General features: G+C 50.6%; 19 protein-coding genes. 9 read left to right on the forward strand and 10 right to left on the reverse strand.

Features of this window, described 5'->3' with window-relative positions; all coding sequences use genetic code 11:
* Positions 1-233 precede the first annotated feature (233 nt).
* Together ABDW72_RS04310 and ABDW72_RS04315 are read left to right on the forward strand one after the other, a co-directional pair.
* Positions 234-1,223, forward strand: a complete 990-nt coding sequence (locus ABDW72_RS04310) for an aspartate-semialdehyde dehydrogenase (RefSeq protein WP_347157230.1) — start codon at positions 234-236, stop codon at positions 1,221-1,223.
* A gap of 432 nt (positions 1,224-1,655) precedes the next feature.
* A complete protein-coding gene (locus ABDW72_RS04315) occupies positions 1,656-2,729 on the forward strand; it encodes a hypothetical protein (protein ID WP_347157231.1) in 1,074 nt (357 codons plus the stop codon).
* Positions 2,730-2,993: 264 nt separating this feature from the next.
* Here the strand turns inward: ABDW72_RS04315 and ABDW72_RS04320 are convergent, their stop codons facing one another.
* From ABDW72_RS04320 to ABDW72_RS04335, 4 genes are all read right to left on the reverse strand, one after another.
* Positions 2,994-3,512: a hypothetical protein gene (locus tag ABDW72_RS04320; protein WP_347157232.1), complete on the reverse strand. Its 519-nt coding sequence runs from the start codon at positions 3,510-3,512 to the stop codon at positions 2,994-2,996.
* A 110-nt stretch (positions 3,513-3,622) separates the two neighbouring features.
* Complete coding sequence (locus ABDW72_RS04325; protein WP_347157233.1) at positions 3,623-4,765, reverse strand: FAD-dependent monooxygenase; 1,143 nt, start codon at positions 4,763-4,765, stop codon at positions 3,623-3,625.
* A 100-nt stretch (positions 4,766-4,865) separates the two neighbouring features.
* Positions 4,866-5,927: a lysylphosphatidylglycerol synthase transmembrane domain-containing protein gene (locus tag ABDW72_RS04330; protein WP_347157234.1), complete on the reverse strand. Its 1,062-nt coding sequence runs from the start codon at positions 5,925-5,927 to the stop codon at positions 4,866-4,868.
* 111 nt (positions 5,928-6,038) lie between these two features.
* A complete protein-coding gene (locus ABDW72_RS04335) occupies positions 6,039-6,809 on the reverse strand; it encodes a segregation and condensation protein A (protein WP_347157648.1) in 771 nt (256 codons plus the stop codon).
* A 407-nt stretch (positions 6,810-7,216) separates the two neighbouring features.
* Here ABDW72_RS04335 and dxs point away from each other — a divergent pair, with 407 nt between their 5' ends.
* From dxs to ABDW72_RS04350, 3 genes are all read left to right on the forward strand, one after another.
* Positions 7,217-9,139 (forward strand): 1-deoxy-D-xylulose-5-phosphate synthase, encoded by a 1,923-nt coding sequence (dxs, locus tag ABDW72_RS04340; RefSeq protein WP_347157235.1) that lies wholly within the window; start codon positions 7,217-7,219, stop codon positions 9,137-9,139.
* Positions 9,140-9,261: 122 nt separating this feature from the next.
* Positions 9,262-10,035, forward strand: coding sequence for an alpha/beta fold hydrolase (locus ABDW72_RS04345; protein WP_347157236.1), 774 nt, complete (start codon positions 9,262-9,264; stop codon positions 10,033-10,035).
* A gap of 57 nt (positions 10,036-10,092) precedes the next feature.
* Entirely contained in the window at positions 10,093-11,277 is a 1,185-nt protein-coding gene (locus ABDW72_RS04350; RefSeq protein WP_347157237.1) for an MFS transporter, read from the forward strand.
* Between the two features lie 76 nt (positions 11,278-11,353).
* Here the strand turns inward: ABDW72_RS04350 and ABDW72_RS04355 are convergent, their stop codons facing one another.
* Entirely contained in the window at positions 11,354-11,767 is a 414-nt protein-coding gene (locus ABDW72_RS04355) for a lipocalin family protein (protein ID WP_347157238.1), read from the reverse strand.
* Between the two features lie 224 nt (positions 11,768-11,991).
* On the opposite strand from ABDW72_RS04355, the gene ABDW72_RS04360 reads away from it, so the two are divergent.
* The gene (locus ABDW72_RS04360; RefSeq protein WP_347157239.1) at positions 11,992-12,366 is read left to right on the forward strand and encodes a LysM peptidoglycan-binding domain-containing protein; all 375 of its coding nucleotides are present in this window, start codon (positions 11,992-11,994) and stop codon (positions 12,364-12,366) included.
* A 55-nt stretch (positions 12,367-12,421) separates the two neighbouring features.
* On the opposite strand, the gene ABDW72_RS04365 is transcribed toward ABDW72_RS04360, so the two are convergent.
* The 4 genes from ABDW72_RS04365 to ABDW72_RS04380 all read right to left on the reverse strand — a co-directional run bounded on the left by ABDW72_RS04365 (position 12,422) and on the right by ABDW72_RS04380 (position 14,613).
* A complete protein-coding gene (locus ABDW72_RS04365; protein WP_347157240.1) occupies positions 12,422-13,102 on the reverse strand; it encodes a hypothetical protein in 681 nt (226 codons plus the stop codon).
* A gap of 3 nt (positions 13,103-13,105) precedes the next feature.
* Entirely contained in the window at positions 13,106-13,498 is a 393-nt protein-coding gene (locus tag ABDW72_RS04370; protein ID WP_347157241.1) for a T9SS type A sorting domain-containing protein, read from the reverse strand.
* 127 nt (positions 13,499-13,625) lie between these two features.
* A complete protein-coding gene (locus ABDW72_RS04375) occupies positions 13,626-14,090 on the reverse strand; it encodes an energy transducer TonB (protein ID WP_347157242.1) in 465 nt (154 codons plus the stop codon).
* A 103-nt stretch (positions 14,091-14,193) separates the two neighbouring features.
* Positions 14,194-14,613: a nucleoside-diphosphate kinase gene (locus tag ABDW72_RS04380; protein ID WP_347157243.1), complete on the reverse strand. Its 420-nt coding sequence runs from the start codon at positions 14,611-14,613 to the stop codon at positions 14,194-14,196.
* A gap of 219 nt (positions 14,614-14,832) precedes the next feature.
* On the opposite strand from ABDW72_RS04380, the gene ABDW72_RS04385 reads away from it, so the two are divergent.
* From ABDW72_RS04385 to ABDW72_RS04395, 3 genes are all read left to right on the forward strand, one after another.
* Complete coding sequence (locus ABDW72_RS04385) at positions 14,833-15,855, forward strand: DHH family phosphoesterase (protein ID WP_347157244.1); 1,023 nt, start codon at positions 14,833-14,835, stop codon at positions 15,853-15,855.
* 30 nt (positions 15,856-15,885) lie between these two features.
* Positions 15,886-16,845, forward strand: a complete 960-nt coding sequence (locus ABDW72_RS04390) for an FKBP-type peptidyl-prolyl cis-trans isomerase (protein WP_347157245.1) — start codon at positions 15,886-15,888, stop codon at positions 16,843-16,845.
* 78 nt (positions 16,846-16,923) lie between these two features.
* The gene (locus tag ABDW72_RS04395) at positions 16,924-17,505 is read left to right on the forward strand and encodes an FKBP-type peptidyl-prolyl cis-trans isomerase (RefSeq protein WP_347157246.1); all 582 of its coding nucleotides are present in this window, start codon (positions 16,924-16,926) and stop codon (positions 17,503-17,505) included.
* 74 nt (positions 17,506-17,579) lie between these two features.
* Here the strand turns inward: ABDW72_RS04395 and recO are convergent, their stop codons facing one another.
* Positions 17,580-18,293, reverse strand: a complete 714-nt coding sequence (gene recO / locus ABDW72_RS04400) for a DNA repair protein RecO (RefSeq protein ID WP_347157247.1) — start codon at positions 18,291-18,293, stop codon at positions 17,580-17,582.
* Between the last annotated feature and the right edge of the window lie 144 nt (positions 18,294-18,437).

Genomic DNA, 18,437 nt, shown 5'->3' on the forward strand with positions numbered 1-18,437 from the left:
CCAACACTGGTGCTGACTCAGACAGCAAAAGGAGGTCCTTTGTGCCGCTGTACAGCTTGACATACTTCTAGTCGTGGGAAACAGCCCCGGCTTAGCATTGGGACTTTTACGGGAACATAAATAATTATGGCTATATTTAGCAAACTTTAGAGCCTCAGTCTGGCCTGAAGGCATTTTTATACTTGTCCTCATGCATTAGCACGTTAACCATTTATCTATTATAAACTTTAAACATGAAAGTAGCAGTTGTAGGCGCCACCGGATTGGTAGGCGGTGAGATTTTGAAAGTACTGGCGGAGCGTGACTTCCCGGTAACAGAGTTGTTGTTGGTTGCTTCTGAAAAGTCTGTTGGGAAACAGATGGCGTTTAAAGGTAAACAGGTACAGGTTATCGGAGTGGAAGAAGCCATTGCCGCTGCCCCGCAGATTGCCATTTTCTCAGCAGGTGGCAGCACTTCGCTGGAGCTGGCACCACGCTTTGCCGCAGCCGGCACGGTTGTGGTCGACAACTCTTCTGCCTGGCGCATGGACCCCACCAAAAAGCTGGTGGTGCCCGAGATCAATGCCAACGAGCTAACCAAAGATGACAAGATCATTGCCAACCCGAACTGCTCCACCATCCAGATGGTGGTAGCGCTGAACAAGCTGCACCAGGAGCTGCAGATGAAGCGCATCGTGGTGAGCACCTACCAGTCAGTAACCGGCACCGGCAAGAAAGCGGTGGACCAGCTGATGAACGAGCGCGCTGGTAAAGACGGTGAGAAAGCCTATCCGTACCCGATCGACCTGAATGTGCTGCCCCACATCGACGTGTTCCAGGACAACGGCTATACCAAGGAGGAGATGAAGATGATTCTCGAAACGAAGAAGATCATGGGCGACGACTCCATCCGGATAACGGCTACAGCTGTGCGCATTCCGGTTATGGGTGGCCACTCGGAGTCGGTGAATGTAGAGTTTGCCAAAGATTTTACGCTGGATGAAGTATACCGCATCCTGAACCAGACAGAAGGCGTGGTGCTGGTAGACGACGTGAAGAACCTGCAGTACCCCATGCCGAAAGACGCACATGGCAAAGACGAGGTATTGGTAGGCCGCATCCGTTTAGACGAAACACAGCCCCGCACCATTAACATGTGGATCGTGGCCGACAACCTGCGCAAAGGCGCCGCCACCAACGCCGTACAAATTGCCGAGTACCTGGTACGGCATGAACTAGTATAGATTTTTGCGATGCACGTAGCACGACCAAGTATAAGGATTTGCTCTTCCGGACTTCCCAGTCCGGAAGCCAACAGACGGGGACTTTTCAGTCCCCGTTTTTTATTGCTGCAAGAGCAAATCTATTCTTACAAATGCACTTAATAAAACAGCCTTTCTGTGTCCTTTTTCAGCAGGTGCTATATCCAGGCGCATCGGCTAAAGCATGAAAGAAGATAGTACGGATGCTATACCTGAAAGGCATCTAACCTACTTGTATTCGCCCGCGGTAAGCTAATTTCTCCTTAAAATAATGTAGTTCCTGCCATTTATCTTTCCGGAGAAGTGACTGGCTATACCGGCAGCGTAGTATACTTAGGCAAGCTGCCCCTTTTCAACAGGGATGATTTACCAGCTTATTCTTTATTTTATTCTTTTAGTTAACCTCGTAAACCTATGAAACAACTAGCTACAACCGGAGCAGTTTTCATCCGGAAGCGCATCTGCTACCTATTTATTCTTTTGCTGGGCTTCGTGTCTGTTTCCTGCTCTCCTGATGACTTGGGAGATCTGTTTGGCGATATCACCGGCGCCAAAAGCATTCCTGACAGCATTACCGTTACCAACGTTGGTCTTTACCCGGAAGGCGTCAGCCACGATGCGCTGAACCATCGTTTCTTGATTTCTTCTGTCAGCACAGGCGTTGTCGGCACTGTAAGTTATAAAGGCGACTACAAGCCATTCATCACCGATAACCGCCTTATTTCCAGCATTGGGCTAAAGGTAGATGAGGCTAGGAAAAGAGTGCTGGTAGCCGGGGCCGATCCGGGAGGCACGCCTAACTCAACGCCGGCTACAGCAGGCCAGACGGCGTTACTGGGTATTTATGACCTGGCAACGGGCGCTCCGTTATACCTGGCAGACCTGGGGGCGCTACGCCCTGGTATGCCGCACTTCGCGAATGATGTTGCGCTTGACAAGCAGGGCAACGCGTATGTGACCGACAGCTATTCCCCAATTATCTATAAAGTAGATTCGGAGGGACATGCCTCTGTATTTTTTGAAGACGAAGATTTTGCCACACCGCCCGGCGCCTTCGGTTTCAACGGCATCGCGTATCATGCTGATGGCTTCCTGCTGGTGAATTACTCCGCTGAAAATGCGGTTTACAAAATCCCCCTGTCAGATCCTGCTAACCTGAGCAAAGTAACGTTTAATGCGCCGCTTGAGGCACCCGACGGCCTACTGCTGAGCCCTAATGGTAAACAGTTGATTGTGGTAAACAACGCTGGAGGCGCACCTACAGGCAGAGTGCTCTCCTTTAAAAGTACCGACAACTGGCAAAGCGGCAACCTGACAGAAAGCTTTGTGACAGGCCCTGAGTTTCCGACCACCGCTACGGGCTATGGCAACGCCGTTTTTGTATTGTATGCGCACTTAGACAAGCTCTTTGGCGGAGCACAGTCGCCGCAGGAAAAATTCACGATACGCAAAGTACCTTTCACTAAGAATGAGGATTTTGGGAAGTAGTTTGAAGAGAGGATAAATTTGTTTTATCAATGTTCCCAGCAGATACGTTGAAGTTGGTAAAACACGAACTGCTAACATTCTTACAGCCTCTGTGGCACAAGTTGTAGCTTCGCTAAAGACTTGTGCCACAGAGGCTGTAGTTTTAAGGTTTCCGTGAATCGCAAGTATAAACTAACAGCACAAGGTTTAATGCACCAAGTTTAAAAGCTTTCCTTTGCAAGGCATAAGGAATGGCCGCTAAACATTTACGCTAGTAATAATTCTTTACTTTGCGGCTGTAGCTTCCTTATCTGGACACGAATGGCCCATCAGTTCGCGCAGGTTTTCAGCGCACGCTACCGGAATGAACTGGTAGACCACGCTGTCCTGCTCACAGTATTTGAACGTGGCGAAGTTGGTGCGACTGCGCGGGAAGATCCAGCGGTCCTCGTTGCAGCCATACACAAATAAAGGGAAATCCTGATATTTGTAATCGACATAGGAAACCACCTTACCGTCTTTTACAAACAACAGGCGTTTGTTTTGCGGCGGTACTGCTGCCCCCTCCCATCGGAACCCCACCACATCGCTGATGTATTTGGCATCCTCCTGCTCATTGAAATAGTAGACCGTGTCCCAATCAAAGTCTGTCAGGTCAGCCAGTTGTACTGTTTTATACCCTTTGGCCCCAACTTCGCCTTTTGTTACAGCTGCTTCCAGCTTTTCACGCAGGTTGTCGTTGCTTTTGGAGCAGCTAAGCAGCACAAAAGCGGCCAACAGAAACAGTAGCAGGTTTTTTGTCATAGTTTGTAATTCTTGAGATGTAAGCGTTGTAAGCTTCTACCAAAGGCCTTTTAGCTTAAAATTTTATGCTACCCTTGGGGCTACATGGGTTGAAACTACTACAAATATACCTAAAAGCCTACCCGGTACAGCCACTCCATCTGGCTTTGTTCAACTTGGGCCGGCATCAGCCGAAAGAGTGAATTCCTTATACTTGCTAAGGCGGGGTTCTGCCACTGCGACACCGCTCCTAACATTCTGGAGAGACGAATCACTTTTGCGGTACGCGCAAGCCTGTGCTTTTCATACTTTGCCAGCGCAGCAGCGGTACTTGTTTCCTGGGCCAGGCATTGCCCCAGCACCACCGCATCTTCAATAGCCTGGCAGGCGCCCTGCCCCATATTAGGCGTGGTGGCATGGGCCGCATCGCCGAGCAGCAGCACTCGCCCATAGGCAAACCTGTTCAACGGCTTCAGATCATAAATATCATTCCAGAGGAGTTCTTCGGGCTTGGCAGCGGCCAGCACAGCGGGTACGGGCGGATGTACTGAGGCAAAATGTTGCGCCAGTTGTGCCGGGGTCAGTTGCCGCATGCGGGCATCGTTTTCGGGCGCATTGATGCAGGCGTACCAGTAAATGCGGTTGTCGGGTAAAGGCGCCATGCCTACGCGCCCTTGCGGTGCCCAGGTTTCGGCAGAGATCATCTCGTTGATTTTCACTCCCGGATTCCAAATAACCGCACGCCAGCAGGTATAGCCGGCATAGCGCGGCTTGCTGTGCGGCAACAACTGCTGGCGCACCACAGAATTGATCCCATCGGCAGCAATCAGCAGGTCGGCGGTGGCTTGGGTATTATCGGTAAAGATAGCCGTCACTTTCCCGCTTTCCTGGTTGATACGTTGGCAACGCTTGTTCAGCACCAGAGTATCCGGCAGCAGGTGGCGGTGTAGCACTGCGTGCAGGTCGGCGCGGTGCACCACAAAATTGTTGATGCCATACTTGCGACTCAGCGGCCGGGTGTCCATGTTGCTGATGACTTTGCCCTGCGCATCGAACATCACCAGGCCTGTCAGTTGCTTTCCACGCGCCACCACCTCATCCGCTACCCCTAAACGTTGCAGCCCCTGTATGGCGTTAGCTGCTAACCCGACACCGGCGCCAACAGGCTTTAGTTCGGGTGTATTTTCGTATACAGTGGCTTCTATCCCCTGCTGTTGCAGTGCAAGCGCTGCACACAACCCGCCAATGCCACCGCCTATGATCATCACTTTCATACTGTGGCTTTACGGAAACAAGTATAGCTGGCGTTGCTGTTTATACTTGCTGCCGAAGTGCCTCTCCTGTTAATGGGTTCTTGCAGGGACCGCCGCTGACCTATACATGCACTTCGCTCTCGTGCTTGTGGTGCCCGAACGCTTTGGCCACCCATTTCGGCAGGAAGATAGAACCTAGGATCAGGTAAGGATAGTAGGTAATCAGGCGATAGAGGACGACAACGATGCTGCTGAAACTGCCCAGGAAAATGCCGAAGAAGCTTGGGAAAGCCATCTCCACAATACCTGCGCCACCGGGCGTAATCGCAATCAGCATGACGATCCAGAAAATGAGGTTGCGCGACAGGATAAGCAGGTGTTCGCTAAGGCTAACGTCTACAAAAGCGGCAATAAGGCAGTTGAGCAGAAAATAACGGGCACTCCATACAAAGATGGTCGAGACGATGGCTTTAAACCAGTACCCGGCGCTGTTACCTTTCAGCTGCTCCGATGCCCAGATAATCTCATTGCCGTGCTGAAAAGCATTGACACGCCACTTGCGCAGAAAACCAAGGGAAGTCACCTTCAGCAACAGCCATTTAAACGCTCGTGGCTTGATGAACAGCGCATAGATCATCACGAACGTATAGACCGCGATCAGGCCATAGCTGATGTAAAAAGCCGACTGCAGTTTGGCCACATCCGATGGGTCCAGGTTAAACGTGGGGAACACCTGCCCTTTGGTGAGCAGCAGCGCAATGGGAGCTGCCAGAATAAAGAACATATTGTCCAGCACCGCCGTGAACATGACATAAGCCAGCGACTTGCCCAGCGGCAATCCTTCTTTGTTCAGAATGATGGTTGCCACCGTGGTGCCACCTACCACCGAAGGCGTAATAGCAGAAGCAAATTCCCAAAGGATAATTACATCGATGCTGTTGCGCCAGGTCAGGAACTTATTGGTCAGGTGGCGGATGCGGTACATGTAGCCGGCATCGCGAATTACCAACACCGCCAGCGCGGCCGCCAGCCACCCCCAGTGCGCCTGCTCAATGCCTTTCAGCTCGTTTAGTTTGTCGTCTTTGATAAAAAGCCAGGCCGTGGCAGCCAATCCTAAAAATACAGGAATCAGGATTTTAACCGGGCTAAAGCTTTTAAGTATCGTCTTTTTATTCTGGTCCATGTAGGTGTTGTGGCTTTCCGGTTGCCGCGGTATGGGCAGCCGGAAAGCAAATAACAGTTCGCTAAGTAAGCCTATACGTGGCTTGCTTAACCGGGGGACAAAGAGAAATCACTATTCTACCAGCAGTTGCAGTACCTGCGTCGCCTGTCCTTCGGCGATAGTGATCGTGAAGTCGTTGAAGCCGTCGCCGACCTCTATGCCGATGATGTTGAGTTGCAGCATGTCGAGAATGGCGAGGAAATTGAAGATCATACCGATCTTATCCGGGTACTCGGAGATGAGTTGCGAAAAAGCTACCTGTCGGCGCTGCTGCACCATCTGTAGAATAATATCCCGCTGCTCCTCCAAAGTATAGGGGTATGTAATCACCGTGTGCTTTGGCCGGGTTTGCTCCTCCTCATAGCGCACTATCACCTTCTCAAATACACGCATCAGCTTATAGAGACTTAGGTCCTGCAGCTCGTATTCAAAATGGTTGGCATTGGCAATCTGCTGCAGTTCGGCGTGTATGTTGCCGCGGTTCTCCTGTGCCATACGCTGCTCCTCCATCAAAGTCAGGTCCGGAATCACGCTTTTATACTTCTTATACTCCAGCAGGTGCTGCACTAACTCCTGGCGCGGGTCTATCTCATTGCCTTCCTCATCTTTCTCCACACGCGGCAGCAGCATTTTAGCTTTAATGCGCATGAGCGTGGCGGCCGTAAGTATAAAATCGCTGGCTACCTCGATGTTGAGCTGCTCCAGTTGCCGGATGTAGCCGATAAATTCATTCGTGATCTGGAAGATGGGAATATCATGGATGTCCAGTTCATCACGCTCAATAAAAAAGAGCAGCAGGTCGAACGGCCCCTCAAACAACGGTAATTTAATCTCGAAACTCACCCAGTCAAATCTAAAGTTGAGCGCATGCGGCTGCGCCAGGTACAAAATTAATTTATTTTCGGCAGAATGCTTCTATGCCGCCTTAAAGCCATAAGCAACGCTTTGTCCGGAATAGTTCAGAACAAGTTATGTCGTGCGAAAGTATACTTCCTGTACAACGCTTCGGTAAACTACCTGAACAGAATGTTTGTTGTATCTCAGGCAGTTATAATATTTAAATAAGTAAATATAAATACTTATATATTGATAAACTGAAATAGAGTGCGTGCGTAAACCTTTCGAAAAGCAGTGAAATGGCGGGCGTAATTTTTTATTTTATTAACTTTACGAGTTGGCCGAAAGAGAACGCTTTGCGCCTGCTAAACCTTAGCTGACTTATTTTGTTAGAGGTCTATAAAGACGATGCTATGTTAATTAAACCCGGAGAGCTGCTGGCCTCCATCGACACACCTGCTGATCTCCGGAAGCTAAAGCCGGAACAGTTGCTGCAGGTGAGCCAGGAGCTACGGCAATATATCATTGATGTTGTTTCGATCCACGGCGGCCATTTTGGTGCCAGTCTTGGCGTAGTGGAACTCACAACGGCTCTGCACTATGTGTTTAATACGCCTTACGACCAGTTGGTGTGGGACGTAGGACACCAGGCATACGGCCACAAAATATTGACGGGCCGCCGCGAAATTTTCCATACCAACCGCAAGTATGGCGGCATCTCCGGTTTCCCGAAACGCAAAGAAAGTGAGTACGATACCTTCGGGGTTGGCCACTCCAGCACGTCTATTTCAGCAGCATTGGGTATGGCTGTGGCCTCCAAGTATAAGCACGAAGACAAGCGCCAGCACATTGCCGTAATCGGCGACGGTGCCATGACGGGCGGTATGGCCTTTGAGGCACTGAACCATGCCGGCGTGGCCAACGCTAACCTGCTGGTGGTGCTCAACGACAACTGCATGAGCATCGACCCGAACGTGGGCGCGCTGAAAGAATACCTCACTGATATCACCACCTCCCGCACCTATAACAAAGTGCGCGACGAGATCTGGAATGTGCTGGGTAAGATCAGTAAATTCGGACCAAACGCGCAGCAGATTGCTTCCAAGGTAGAGAGCGGCATCAAAGCCACGCTCCTGAAGCAGAGCAATCTTTTCGAGAGCCTGAACTTCCGCTATTTCGGCCCCATTGACGGCCACGACATCCATCATCTGACCTCGGTACTGGAAGATCTAAAACATATTCCGGGTCCGAAAATACTGCATTGCCTCACTACCAAAGGCAAAGGATTTGCTTTGGCCGAAAAAGAACAGACCAAGTGGCACGCCCCCGGCACCTTTGATAAGATTACCGGCGAGATCTATAAAAAGCACTACGACACACCACAAGCACCCAAGTACCAGGATGTGTTTGGCCATACGATGGTGGAGTTGGCGGAGCAGAACCCAAAAATTATGGGCGTAACGCCTGCTATGCCTTCAGGTTGTTCGCTCAACATTATGATGAAAGCCATGCCCGACCGTGCTTTTGATGTGGGCATTGCCGAGCAGCACGCAGTCACTTTTTCTGCTGGATTGGCAACGCAGGGTCTGGTGCCCTTCTGCAATATCTACAGCACCTTTATGCAGCGCGGCTACGACCAGGTAGTACACGATGTCTGTTTACAGAACCTGCACGTGGTTTTCTGCCTCGACCGCGCCGGATTTGCGGGTGCCGACGGCCCCACGCACCACGGTGCCTACGACATTGCCTACATGCGCTGCATTCCGAACATGGTGGTTTCGGCCCCCATGAACGAACAGGAACTGCGTAACCTCATGTATACCGCCTCGCAAGACGGAGCCGGTCCGTTTACGGTCCGCTACCCGCGGGGTGAGGGCGTGATGCCGCAATGGCGCACACCGCTCGAGCTGATCGAAATCGGCAAAGGCCGCATCCTACAAGAAGGCGAAGAAGTAGCAATTCTCACGTTTGGCCACATCGGCAACTATGCCGTGGAGGTTTGCCAAAAGCTAAGCTACGAAGGCCTGACACCCGGCCATTACGACATGCGCTTTGCCAAACCACTGGACGAAGAACTGCTGCACCACATTTTCAGCACCTATGATAAAGTAGTGACCGTAGAGGACGGCTGCCTGCAGGGCGGCTTTGGTAGCGCGGTGCTGGAGTTTATGGTAGACAACGGCTATACGGCACAGGTAAAGCGGCTGGGCATTCCGGATAAAGTATTTGAACACGGCTCGCAACTGGAGCTGCACAAAGAAGCCGGCTTTTCCCCTGCTGACATCGAAAACACGGTACGCGAACTATTAGGCGTACCGGTGAAAATCAAAGTATAACATTCCGAATAGACTATCTAAACCTCACAGTGTTTCCAAACCTGTGAGGTTTTTTGTTTGTATGCTGTAAGGAGAGGTGGGAACCTGTTCCTGCCAAGTACATTATACAGTAAATAACAAGTATGACAAACACGTACCTTGATGCCGGCTCCGGCGACACATTGGTTTTTCTGCATGGTTTCTGCGAAAGCAAGCAGGTATGGGCCGAGTTTATGCAGCCGCTGCAGCAGCAGTTCCGCACCATTGCCCTCGACCTGCCCGGCCACGGCGACAATACCGAAAACATCCAACATTATAGTATGGAAAGCATGGCTGAGGATGTAAAAAGGCAACTTGATGCATTAGGTGTGCGCCGGTTTATACTTATCGGGCACTCTATGGGCGGTTACGTGAGCCTTGCTTTTGCAGCGAAGTATGGTAGCTTGCTCAGCGGCCTTTGCCTGTTCCAGTCTTCTGCCCTGCCTGACACGGAAGAGAAAAAAGAGCAGCGCAGCAAGAGCATCAGTTACGTGGAGCGCCATGGCGTGCACAACTTCATTAACCCTTTTGTGGAGCCGCTCTTTTACCGCGAGAACCGTGAAAAATTAAAGCCGGAGATCCGGATGATGAAGGAGATCGGCAAAGCTACACCACAGGAAAGTATAACGGGCGCACTCGCTGCCATGCGCGACCGGCCAGACCGCACGCAGGTGCTCCGCGAGGCAACATACCCGGTGCTATTCATCTTTGGCAAGGAAGATAACGCCGTGCCGCTCAATAAAGCTTTGGAACAATGCTACCTGCCCGCCAACAGCATGGTCTATTTCATGGCTGCTACCGGCCACATGGCGATGTTTGAGCGCACCTACGAGACACGGAAGACACTTCAAAAATTTGCCGAAACGATTTACGGGTAAAGCATCTCTTCTGCTGGCAAGCAGCGGCCGCAGGCTTAAATCGCCTATCTTTACCGCATGAATCATACTGCCGCTACTGTTCCCGCCTACATTCTGCCTGTTATTGTATTGGCGCAGTTTGCGGGCACCTCGCTCTGGTTTGCTGGCAATGCGGTGCTACCGGAGTTACAGTATGCGCTGCACCTGCAGGAAAGTGCGCTACCGCTCATGACCTCCGCTGTACAACTGGGCTTTATACTTGGTACGCTTTGCTTTGCTATCCTCTCGCTGGCCGACCGGGTTTCGCCGCGGCTGCTGTTTTTACTTTGTGCACTGCTGGGAGCAGGCGCCAATGCCCTGATTGCATTTGGAGCACAAAGTATAATCGTTGTTTTAGCGCTACGGGCACTAACCGGCTTTCTGCTGGCCGGTATTTACCCGGTCGGCATGAAGATCGCTGCAAACTGGTACAGGGGCAGACTGGGTAAAGCCATTGGCTGGCTGGTGGGGGCACTGGTGCTGGGCACGGCTTTTCCGCATTTGCTGCGCGCTCTCGGAAAAGCGCTCCCCTGGCAGCAAATGCTGCTGGCAGTAAGTATACTGGCTGCCTTAGGTGGCACGTTGATGTACCTGCTGGTGCCGGATGGACCCTATCAGACCAAAGGAACACGCTTTGATGTGCGTAATTTATGGCAGGTATTCCGGGCAAAAGAATTTCGGGCAGCGGCTTTCGGGTATTTCGGGCATATGTGGGAAGTATACACCTTATGGGCTTTTGTGCCGTTTATACTTGCTTCGGCGTTGCCACAGCTGCCACCGCGCCAGCTCTCGTTTTATAGTTTCCTGGTGATTGCTGCCGGTGCTGTGGGCTGTGTTGGCGGTGGTTACCTGTCGCAGCGGTGGGGCAGTGCGCGGGTGGCATTTGTTCAGTTGCTGCTCTCAGGATTGTGCTGTGTAGCTTCGGTGTGGCTGCTGCAGGTGCCGGCGTTGTTACTGCCATTCCTGCTGTTCTGGGGCATAGTGGTCGCCGGCGATTCACCGCAGTTCTCGGCTTTGACAGCCCAAACAGCGCCACCACACCTGGTAGGTACCGCACTCACAGTGGTTACTTCCATCGGCTTTGCCATTACGATTGCCAGCATTCAACTTACCGGGTACCTGCTTGCGCACTTTCAACCTACGGGTGTGTTCCTGCTGTTAGCAGCCGGTCCGCTACTTGGCCTCTGGCGTATGCGCCTGCTGCTCCGGCGGCTGGCGCAATAAAAAAACGGCAACCTGCTGTAACACAAGCCGCCGTTTTATCGAAACCAATAGCGTATACTGCTTTGGCTATATTTTGTTACTCTGATTCTAGTGTCATCAGCGAACCATCGGCTGCTTTCAAGCGCATTTCGTCGTCAGTGAGCTTTTGCACGTCAAAATTCTGCGTCACATTTTCATTTTCGAACTGAAGCGACAGCCGTTTAGCAGCCTCATCGAACGACCAGGTGCCCGTTTGCAAGCTACTGCCGCCGCCCATGGCAAAACGGCCATCGGCATAAAACTGGATGTTCTGCTGCTTTTCGGCATCCGACAACTTTTGTTTGTCCCCAGTAGCATCTTCTTGACGATCGGTTTTCCAGGTTTTGTTATCAGCGCCGGAAATGAGGCTTTGCGAACCTACTTCATCTTTGCCACCACAACTTACCAGCACCACAGCCAGCAGCATTGCACAGAGTGCCTGCCACAGGCGCATTTCTATTTTCATTTTCATCGTTCTTGCTTTTATGTTGTACATCATCGTTCATGTTCTCCGGCCTGCCGATGCAAACCATGGAGCTAGATGCTTACGTCCAAAACAGGAAATGAGTTGATAGCCATCGTTTATTGCCATTGTAGGACAAAACTATGTTGGCTTCCTGGCGTATTTATCTAAAGCAACTGGATAAGAACAGGTTGCCCAATTAAAATAAACGTTAGACTTAAATTTTATCAGATATGGGATTGTTTGATTTTTTAAAGAAAGGACAGCAGGAGCCCGCCAAAAAGGCCAGCTCTAACGTGTTGCCAAAGAAGGATATTCCGGCGCAGCAAGGCACGCAGCCTGTTAGCAAAGGAGGTGATGTGGCATCGCGCACGCCCGGACAACCGGAGCAGGGCTTTTATGGCGCGGATGATAAAAGCAAAACCACTGATCCGGGTGCTCACAACGATGTATACACCGTACAAAGCGGCGATTCACTATCCAAGATTGCGAAGAAACTGTATGGCGATGCCAATGCCTGGCATAAATTATACGAGGCCAATAAAGACAAGATCGGCGATAACCCCGACCTGATCCGGCCGGGCCAGCGGTTTACTGTGCCGAGATAAACGTGAAGTGTAAAATAAAAGCGCCGCTGCCTGTACAGGCAGCGGCGCTTTTATTTTACAGAAGCTCTCCAAGTGAATAGTTTACGCCAATTGTCAGCCCGAAGTCTTTTTCTTTAAAAGCCGATTCCGAGGCGGCCATCCGGTTACTGAGCGGCAGTTGCACCTGCCCAACCAAAGTTAGATGGTCACTCAGTTGCCGTTGGACTTCTACAGGCAGGTACAGTCGCAACTTTCTCCGGTTGAAGTTATCATACGTGTCCTTCACTTCCTCTTCAACAGGCTGCCCCTGGTAAAAATTTGTTGTTATTTCCCCATGAATCCTGGTTTTGGAAAAGTATTCATATTGCGCTGCAGCCCCTGCCCCAACAGCCCATACTTGGTTAAACTGGTGCAGGTAAACGGCCGAAAGATGCAGTGCCAGGCTGTAATCTGCGGCATTCAGAAGTCCAATGGGGTTTCGGTTAGGATCAGTTAGCATGACTTCACCGGCGCGCTGGCGGGTGCCGCTCTGCAACAAGGTCAGCTGCAACTTTCCATTTGCCGTTATCGCCTGCGACAGCCAGAAGCCCAGCCCGACCTGCAAGCCGGGGCCGTATGTATAAGAATCCACTATTGGCTGGCTGGCTGTCGTTCGTGTATACTGGGCGCCTGCTCTCGCTGTAGCGCCCCAACTTCGGGTTTGTGCGTGGGCACCAAAGGCCGACAGCAGCGCTATAACAAGTATAAGTTTCTTCATACGTTAGTTTCCTTTAAGTAACCTGTACCGCCGCACGCTGCCGGGCAACCGTACCTCACAGCTATAAACGCCTTTGGGCATCCGGCCGAAATCCACCTGCACTTGCGTGGCATTACCGTCCGGTAGTTCGATCTTTTTGTTATACCTGCCCTTTGGGTCTGAGAGGTAAATTGTAGCTGTTTGGCCCTGCTGAGCTGCCACCTGTACCGTCACGTACTGGCCAAACGGGTTGGGGTATAGCCATACCTGTGTTTGTGCGGCACTGGCAGAGGTTGCATGAAGGGTATAAGTAAGTCGCTGAATGCCGGAGTAGTCTGGTTCAGGCTCACTTTGCTGGCAGCCACCAAACAGCACGACAGAAGTCAGCAACAGGGGCAAGTATAACTTTGCTTTCATCTTTTATATCAGAAAACACGAATATAAAAAATTAGACTAGCTCTGAACAAGTAATCTTCATCCTTTCAAAGCGCTTACCTGTGTTATCGCCTGCAAACGGCTGCTTACGCTACTTATTTTCTCAACATCAAAAGCCTCGGGGAGGGAAACTTTGCTGCGGTTGATTGATGATCGTAAAACGAATTGGCAAAAGATGTGAGGCAGCAACCGGCATGTTGTTGGAAAGCGCCGGTTGCCAAGCAGGCATCAACTTTGCCACTCTTATGGCTTCCTGATCTAGCCCGCCTCCCAGCGATTTCACCACTTTAATGTTTTCCAGCTTACCGTCTGGCATTACTGTAAACGATACCACAACCATGCCCTGTATACCTGTACGTTGTGCTGTTGCCGGGTAGCGTACGTTCTGTCCTAAAAATCGCATCAGGGCCTGTTCTCCACCCGGAAACTGCGGTTCGGTATCGGGCACCGGCAGGGCCACAGCCTTCAGTGAGTCAATAGCTACGGCTACGGCAGGGTTCATTTTTTCACTGCTTTGCCCCTGTGCCGTAGCAAGTACCAGCAGCAGCATAGCTAAAAGTAAAGTTTGTTTCATGTAGATCAAGGTTAAAACATATTCATACTAATATAGTAAAAAAACAAAAGCCGCCTGACTTTCACAGTCAGGCGGCTTAAATCAATAAGTAAACTTTTCCTGCTTAGAAGCGCTCGTCAGCTCCGAAGAAGAAGTTGCCTTCAATCTGAGCGTTCTCGTCAGAGTCAGAGCCGTGTACGGCGTTCGCTTCGATGGATTTGGCATACTTCTTACGGATGGTGCCTTCTTCAGCCTGGGCCGGGTTGGTGGCACCAATCAGTTTGCGGAAATCTTCTACCGCGTTGTCTTTCTCCAGGATCATCGCCACAATCGGACCAGAAGACATATACTTCACTAGGTCGCCATAGAACGGACGCTCTTTGTGCACTTCGTAAAATTTTCCGGCGCGCTCTTCGGATAATCTGGTCTTTTTCATTGCCACAATGCGGAAGCCGCCTTCCTCTATCATGTTGGTGATGCCGCCAATGTGGTTATCTGCCACTGCATCAGGCTTGATCATGGTAAATGTGGTATTTCCGGCCATGGTTTAAATAGTTATTTGGATGTATGCTAAAGTTTGAAATGCAAAAGTAGCGCATTTCGTAAAAATATAGCATACTTTTAGGCGATAGTTTGGCAAATGTGCCTGCTGCAACCATAAAGCGGCAAAACAATGCTAAAACGTGATTTTATTGTTTTAGAAGTAATTTCTTCTGAAATTTGCTGCTTATATCCTTATTAATCAGAGGATTTATCATATAGTATGCACGATATTCCTGCTCTGAAAGAGCTTCTGAAAGAGCCTAAAGAGGTGATGATCACCACCCACCACAAGCCTGATGCTGATGCACTTGGCTCGTCGCTGGGCCTGGCCGGTTATCTGAAAAAGAAAGGCCACCGGGTTACCGTGATCACGCCTTCTGACTACCCGAGCTTTCTGAACTGGATGCAGGGCAACGAAGATGTCCTGGTGTACGGCGAAAATAACGACGCCCTGGTGCAGCGCCTTGTAAAGGAGGCGCAGGTAATCTTTTGCCTTGACTTTAACAGCCTGAGCCGCATCAATGAAATGGGCGAATACATCCGGCAGGCCACTGGCACCAAGGTGATGATAGACCACCACCTGCAGCCCGATGATTTTGCTGACCTGAGCTACTCAGATACGGCCGCCGCTGCTACCGCCGAACTGGTGTACGACCTGATCAAGGAAATGGGCGACACTGACCTGATTGATACGGGTATCGGCGAATGCCTATACGCCGGCATTATGACGGATACAGGATCGTTCCGCCACCCGAGCACTTCTAAAAATGTGCACCTTATTATTGCCGACCTGCTGCACATCGGCGTGCAAACGTCCAACATTCATCGCCTGATCTACGACAGCTCTACGGAACTGCGCCTGCGTTTCCTGGGTTATGCTCTGAAAGACAAACTGGTGGTGCTGCACGAGTATAATACAGCTTATATTGCCATCACCAAAGAAGAACTGAAAGCCTATGACTCCAGAACCGGCGATACGGAAGGGCTCGTCAACTATGCCCTCTCTATTGAAGGCATTGTTTTTGCTGCGCTCATTATCGACCGTTCGCAGGCTGTTAAGATGTCGTTCCGCTCTGTAGGCGATTTCTCAGCCAATGAGTTCGCCCGCGAGCACTTTAACGGCGGCGGACACAAAAATGCGGCAGGAGGCATCTCTTATGATACCCTGGAGGCAACTGTAGCAAAGTTTGAGAACCTGCTGCCGCAGTATAAAGAGCAACTGACGCATGCCAGTGCCAAGTAAAACAGAAATAATTTCAACCTATACAATCGAATGTTATCTAAAACCCAACTATTGTTGCCAGTATTAGCTGGCGCCCTGATGTTGCAGTCGTGCAACAAAAAAGATGAGTTTCATACGTCGGCTGATGGCCTGACCTATAAAGTCTATGAGAAGAACGCCAAAGGCGCGTATGAAAACAAGGGCGAAGTAGCCGCAGGCGACTCAACCGGCGCCAAAGTAGGCCAGGTTGTTACGCTGCAGATGGTGTACAAAAACGCTGCTGACTCTGTATTGTTCGACTCGCATAATCAGAAGGTTCCTTTGATGATTCCGGTAATGGAGCCGTCGTTTAAAGGTGGCCTGGAGAACGCATTAATGATGCTGTCTGCAGGTGATAGCGGTGTGTTTAAAATTAGCGCTGACTCCCTGTTTGCAAAAACATTTGGTGGCCAGCCGATGCCTCCGTTCATTAAGAAAGGCTCTCAGATGACCTTCTTTATCAAGGCAGAGAAAGTGCAGTCACAGCAGGAAGCCATGGCCGACCAGCAAAAGATGATGCAGCAGCAGATGATCGAGTCGCAGGCGCATGCTAAAGAGCAGATGAAGATCGACGACCAGAAAATCGAGCAGTACATCAAAGACAATAACCTCCAGAACATCCAGAAAACTGAATCCGGCGTGTACTATGCCGTGCAGGAAGAAGGAAAAGGCCCTGCTGCTAACAGTGGCGACAAGGTGAAAGTACATTACAAGCTTTCATCACTGGCAGGCAAAGAGATCCAGAACTCGCAGAACAGCCCACAGACAAACAACGAGCCGTTTGAGTTTACAGTAGGACAGGGCCAGGTAATTCCGGCTTGGGACGAAGTGATCCCGAAACTGAAAGAAGGCAGCAAAGCGGTGCTGCTGGTACCTTCTCCATTAGCTTACGGCGACCAGGACCGTGGTCCGGATATGCCAGCCAACTCCATCCTTCGCTTTGATGTGGAGCTTGTTAACGTGCAGAAATAATTTATCAGGGACTTACACGAAGCGTCTAAATATATGCGTTCACGTGTAAGTCCTGCCATTTTCTAATTACCTGTAACCATGTTCTTACCAGCCTTAGCTTCTATCTCTGCAAAAAAAAGCACGCTGCTACAGGCGCTGCTTTTGCTGCTCCTTGTGGGCTTGTTCTCTGCCTGCGGTGGCAACGAAGAGGATTATTACCGGAACCCTTGCAGCCCAAGCGCCAGCGAAAGAGAAACCCAGAAAGTAGCTGATATTAAAACGATAAAAGCCTACTTCCGGAAAAACGGCGTTGACACGACCAACATGCAGGAAACAGCATCGGGTATTCACTATGTAGTACTGACACCAGGGACAGGTGCCCAGGTAAAGACCGGCAATAGAGTAGAAGTGCATTATATTGGCAAACACCTGTGTGACGACTTATCCTCCAGCAGCTGTACGTTTGATTCTTCTTACGGTAGAGGCACAACGTTTCCGTTCACGGTAGGAGCTAACCAGGTAATCAAAGGCTGGGACGAGGCGCTGCCGCTGATGCAGGTAGGCGAAGAAGCCCGGTTTTACATTCCATCATACCTGGCGTATGGCCCTTGTGGCAGTGGTACGTCTATAAATGGCAATGAAAACCTGGTGTTTGACATTAAGGTAATCAGCGCAAAATAAGCAAGTACTTACAGCAAGTATAAAGGCGGTGTACCAGCGGGCGCACCGCCTTTTTTGTTTTCTGGTGTCTGTATTTACTCGGAGAGCACCTCTGATAGGATAGCCAGCGATTTAATCTCGCCCAACCGGTCTACGTGCAGCTGGTAGTAACGAATGAGCACCGACAGCAGCTCGCGCCGCACTTTCCCGTTCGGAATGCTGACCTGTTCCGGCTGGTGCAGCAGTTGATCGAAGTATACTTCGTAGGCTTGTATGGCCAGCACTGTTGGTGCTGAGGTGGCACTCTGCGCGTTAGCCGTAAACGCCACCTGCTCCACAAGTTCAGCACCCGAGCCGGGCCCAAAGCCTAAGTGATAGGTAAGTTGCAGCAGAAAGATCAGGTGGAAATTCTCATACCCGTGCTGCTGCTCATCAAAATAAATAATGCTGTTGAACAGGAAGTAAAACAACGCCGGGTTCTCCTCCTCTTCCCTGACTGTGCGCGATACCATTTCAGATAAAAACAGGAGGATGCTGCTTTTGCGGATATCAAATGGAATGGTTTGGAACGGATGGGCTGATTTATATTCGGAAATACGCGTAATGCCGCCCCTCTGCGAAGTATACACCACCATATCGAGCAGCGTAAAAGGCTGAAACAGGGCCATACGTGAGCCGGTGCCCTTTTTGCGCACGCTATTTACAATGTACGACTGCACACCGAGCGCCTCAGTATATACTTTGGTGATAATGGAAGACTCCCGGAACCTGATGTAGTGGAGAACGACGCCCCGTGTTTTTATTAGCATATGTGTTTAGACGCAAGTATAAGCCGATTGGATGTGATTTGTGAAGCCGCTGCCCTGCGGGGAAACAGTCCAGTGTTTATGCTAAAGCGGAAATCCTGCAATTAATATGACAGTATACGTACCTGCCTGCCAAAGGAGCAATGC

This window comes from Pontibacter chitinilyticus, assembly GCF_039748935.1.
GTDB classification, from domain to species: Bacteria; Bacteroidota; Bacteroidia; order Cytophagales; family Hymenobacteraceae; genus Pontibacter; species Pontibacter chitinilyticus.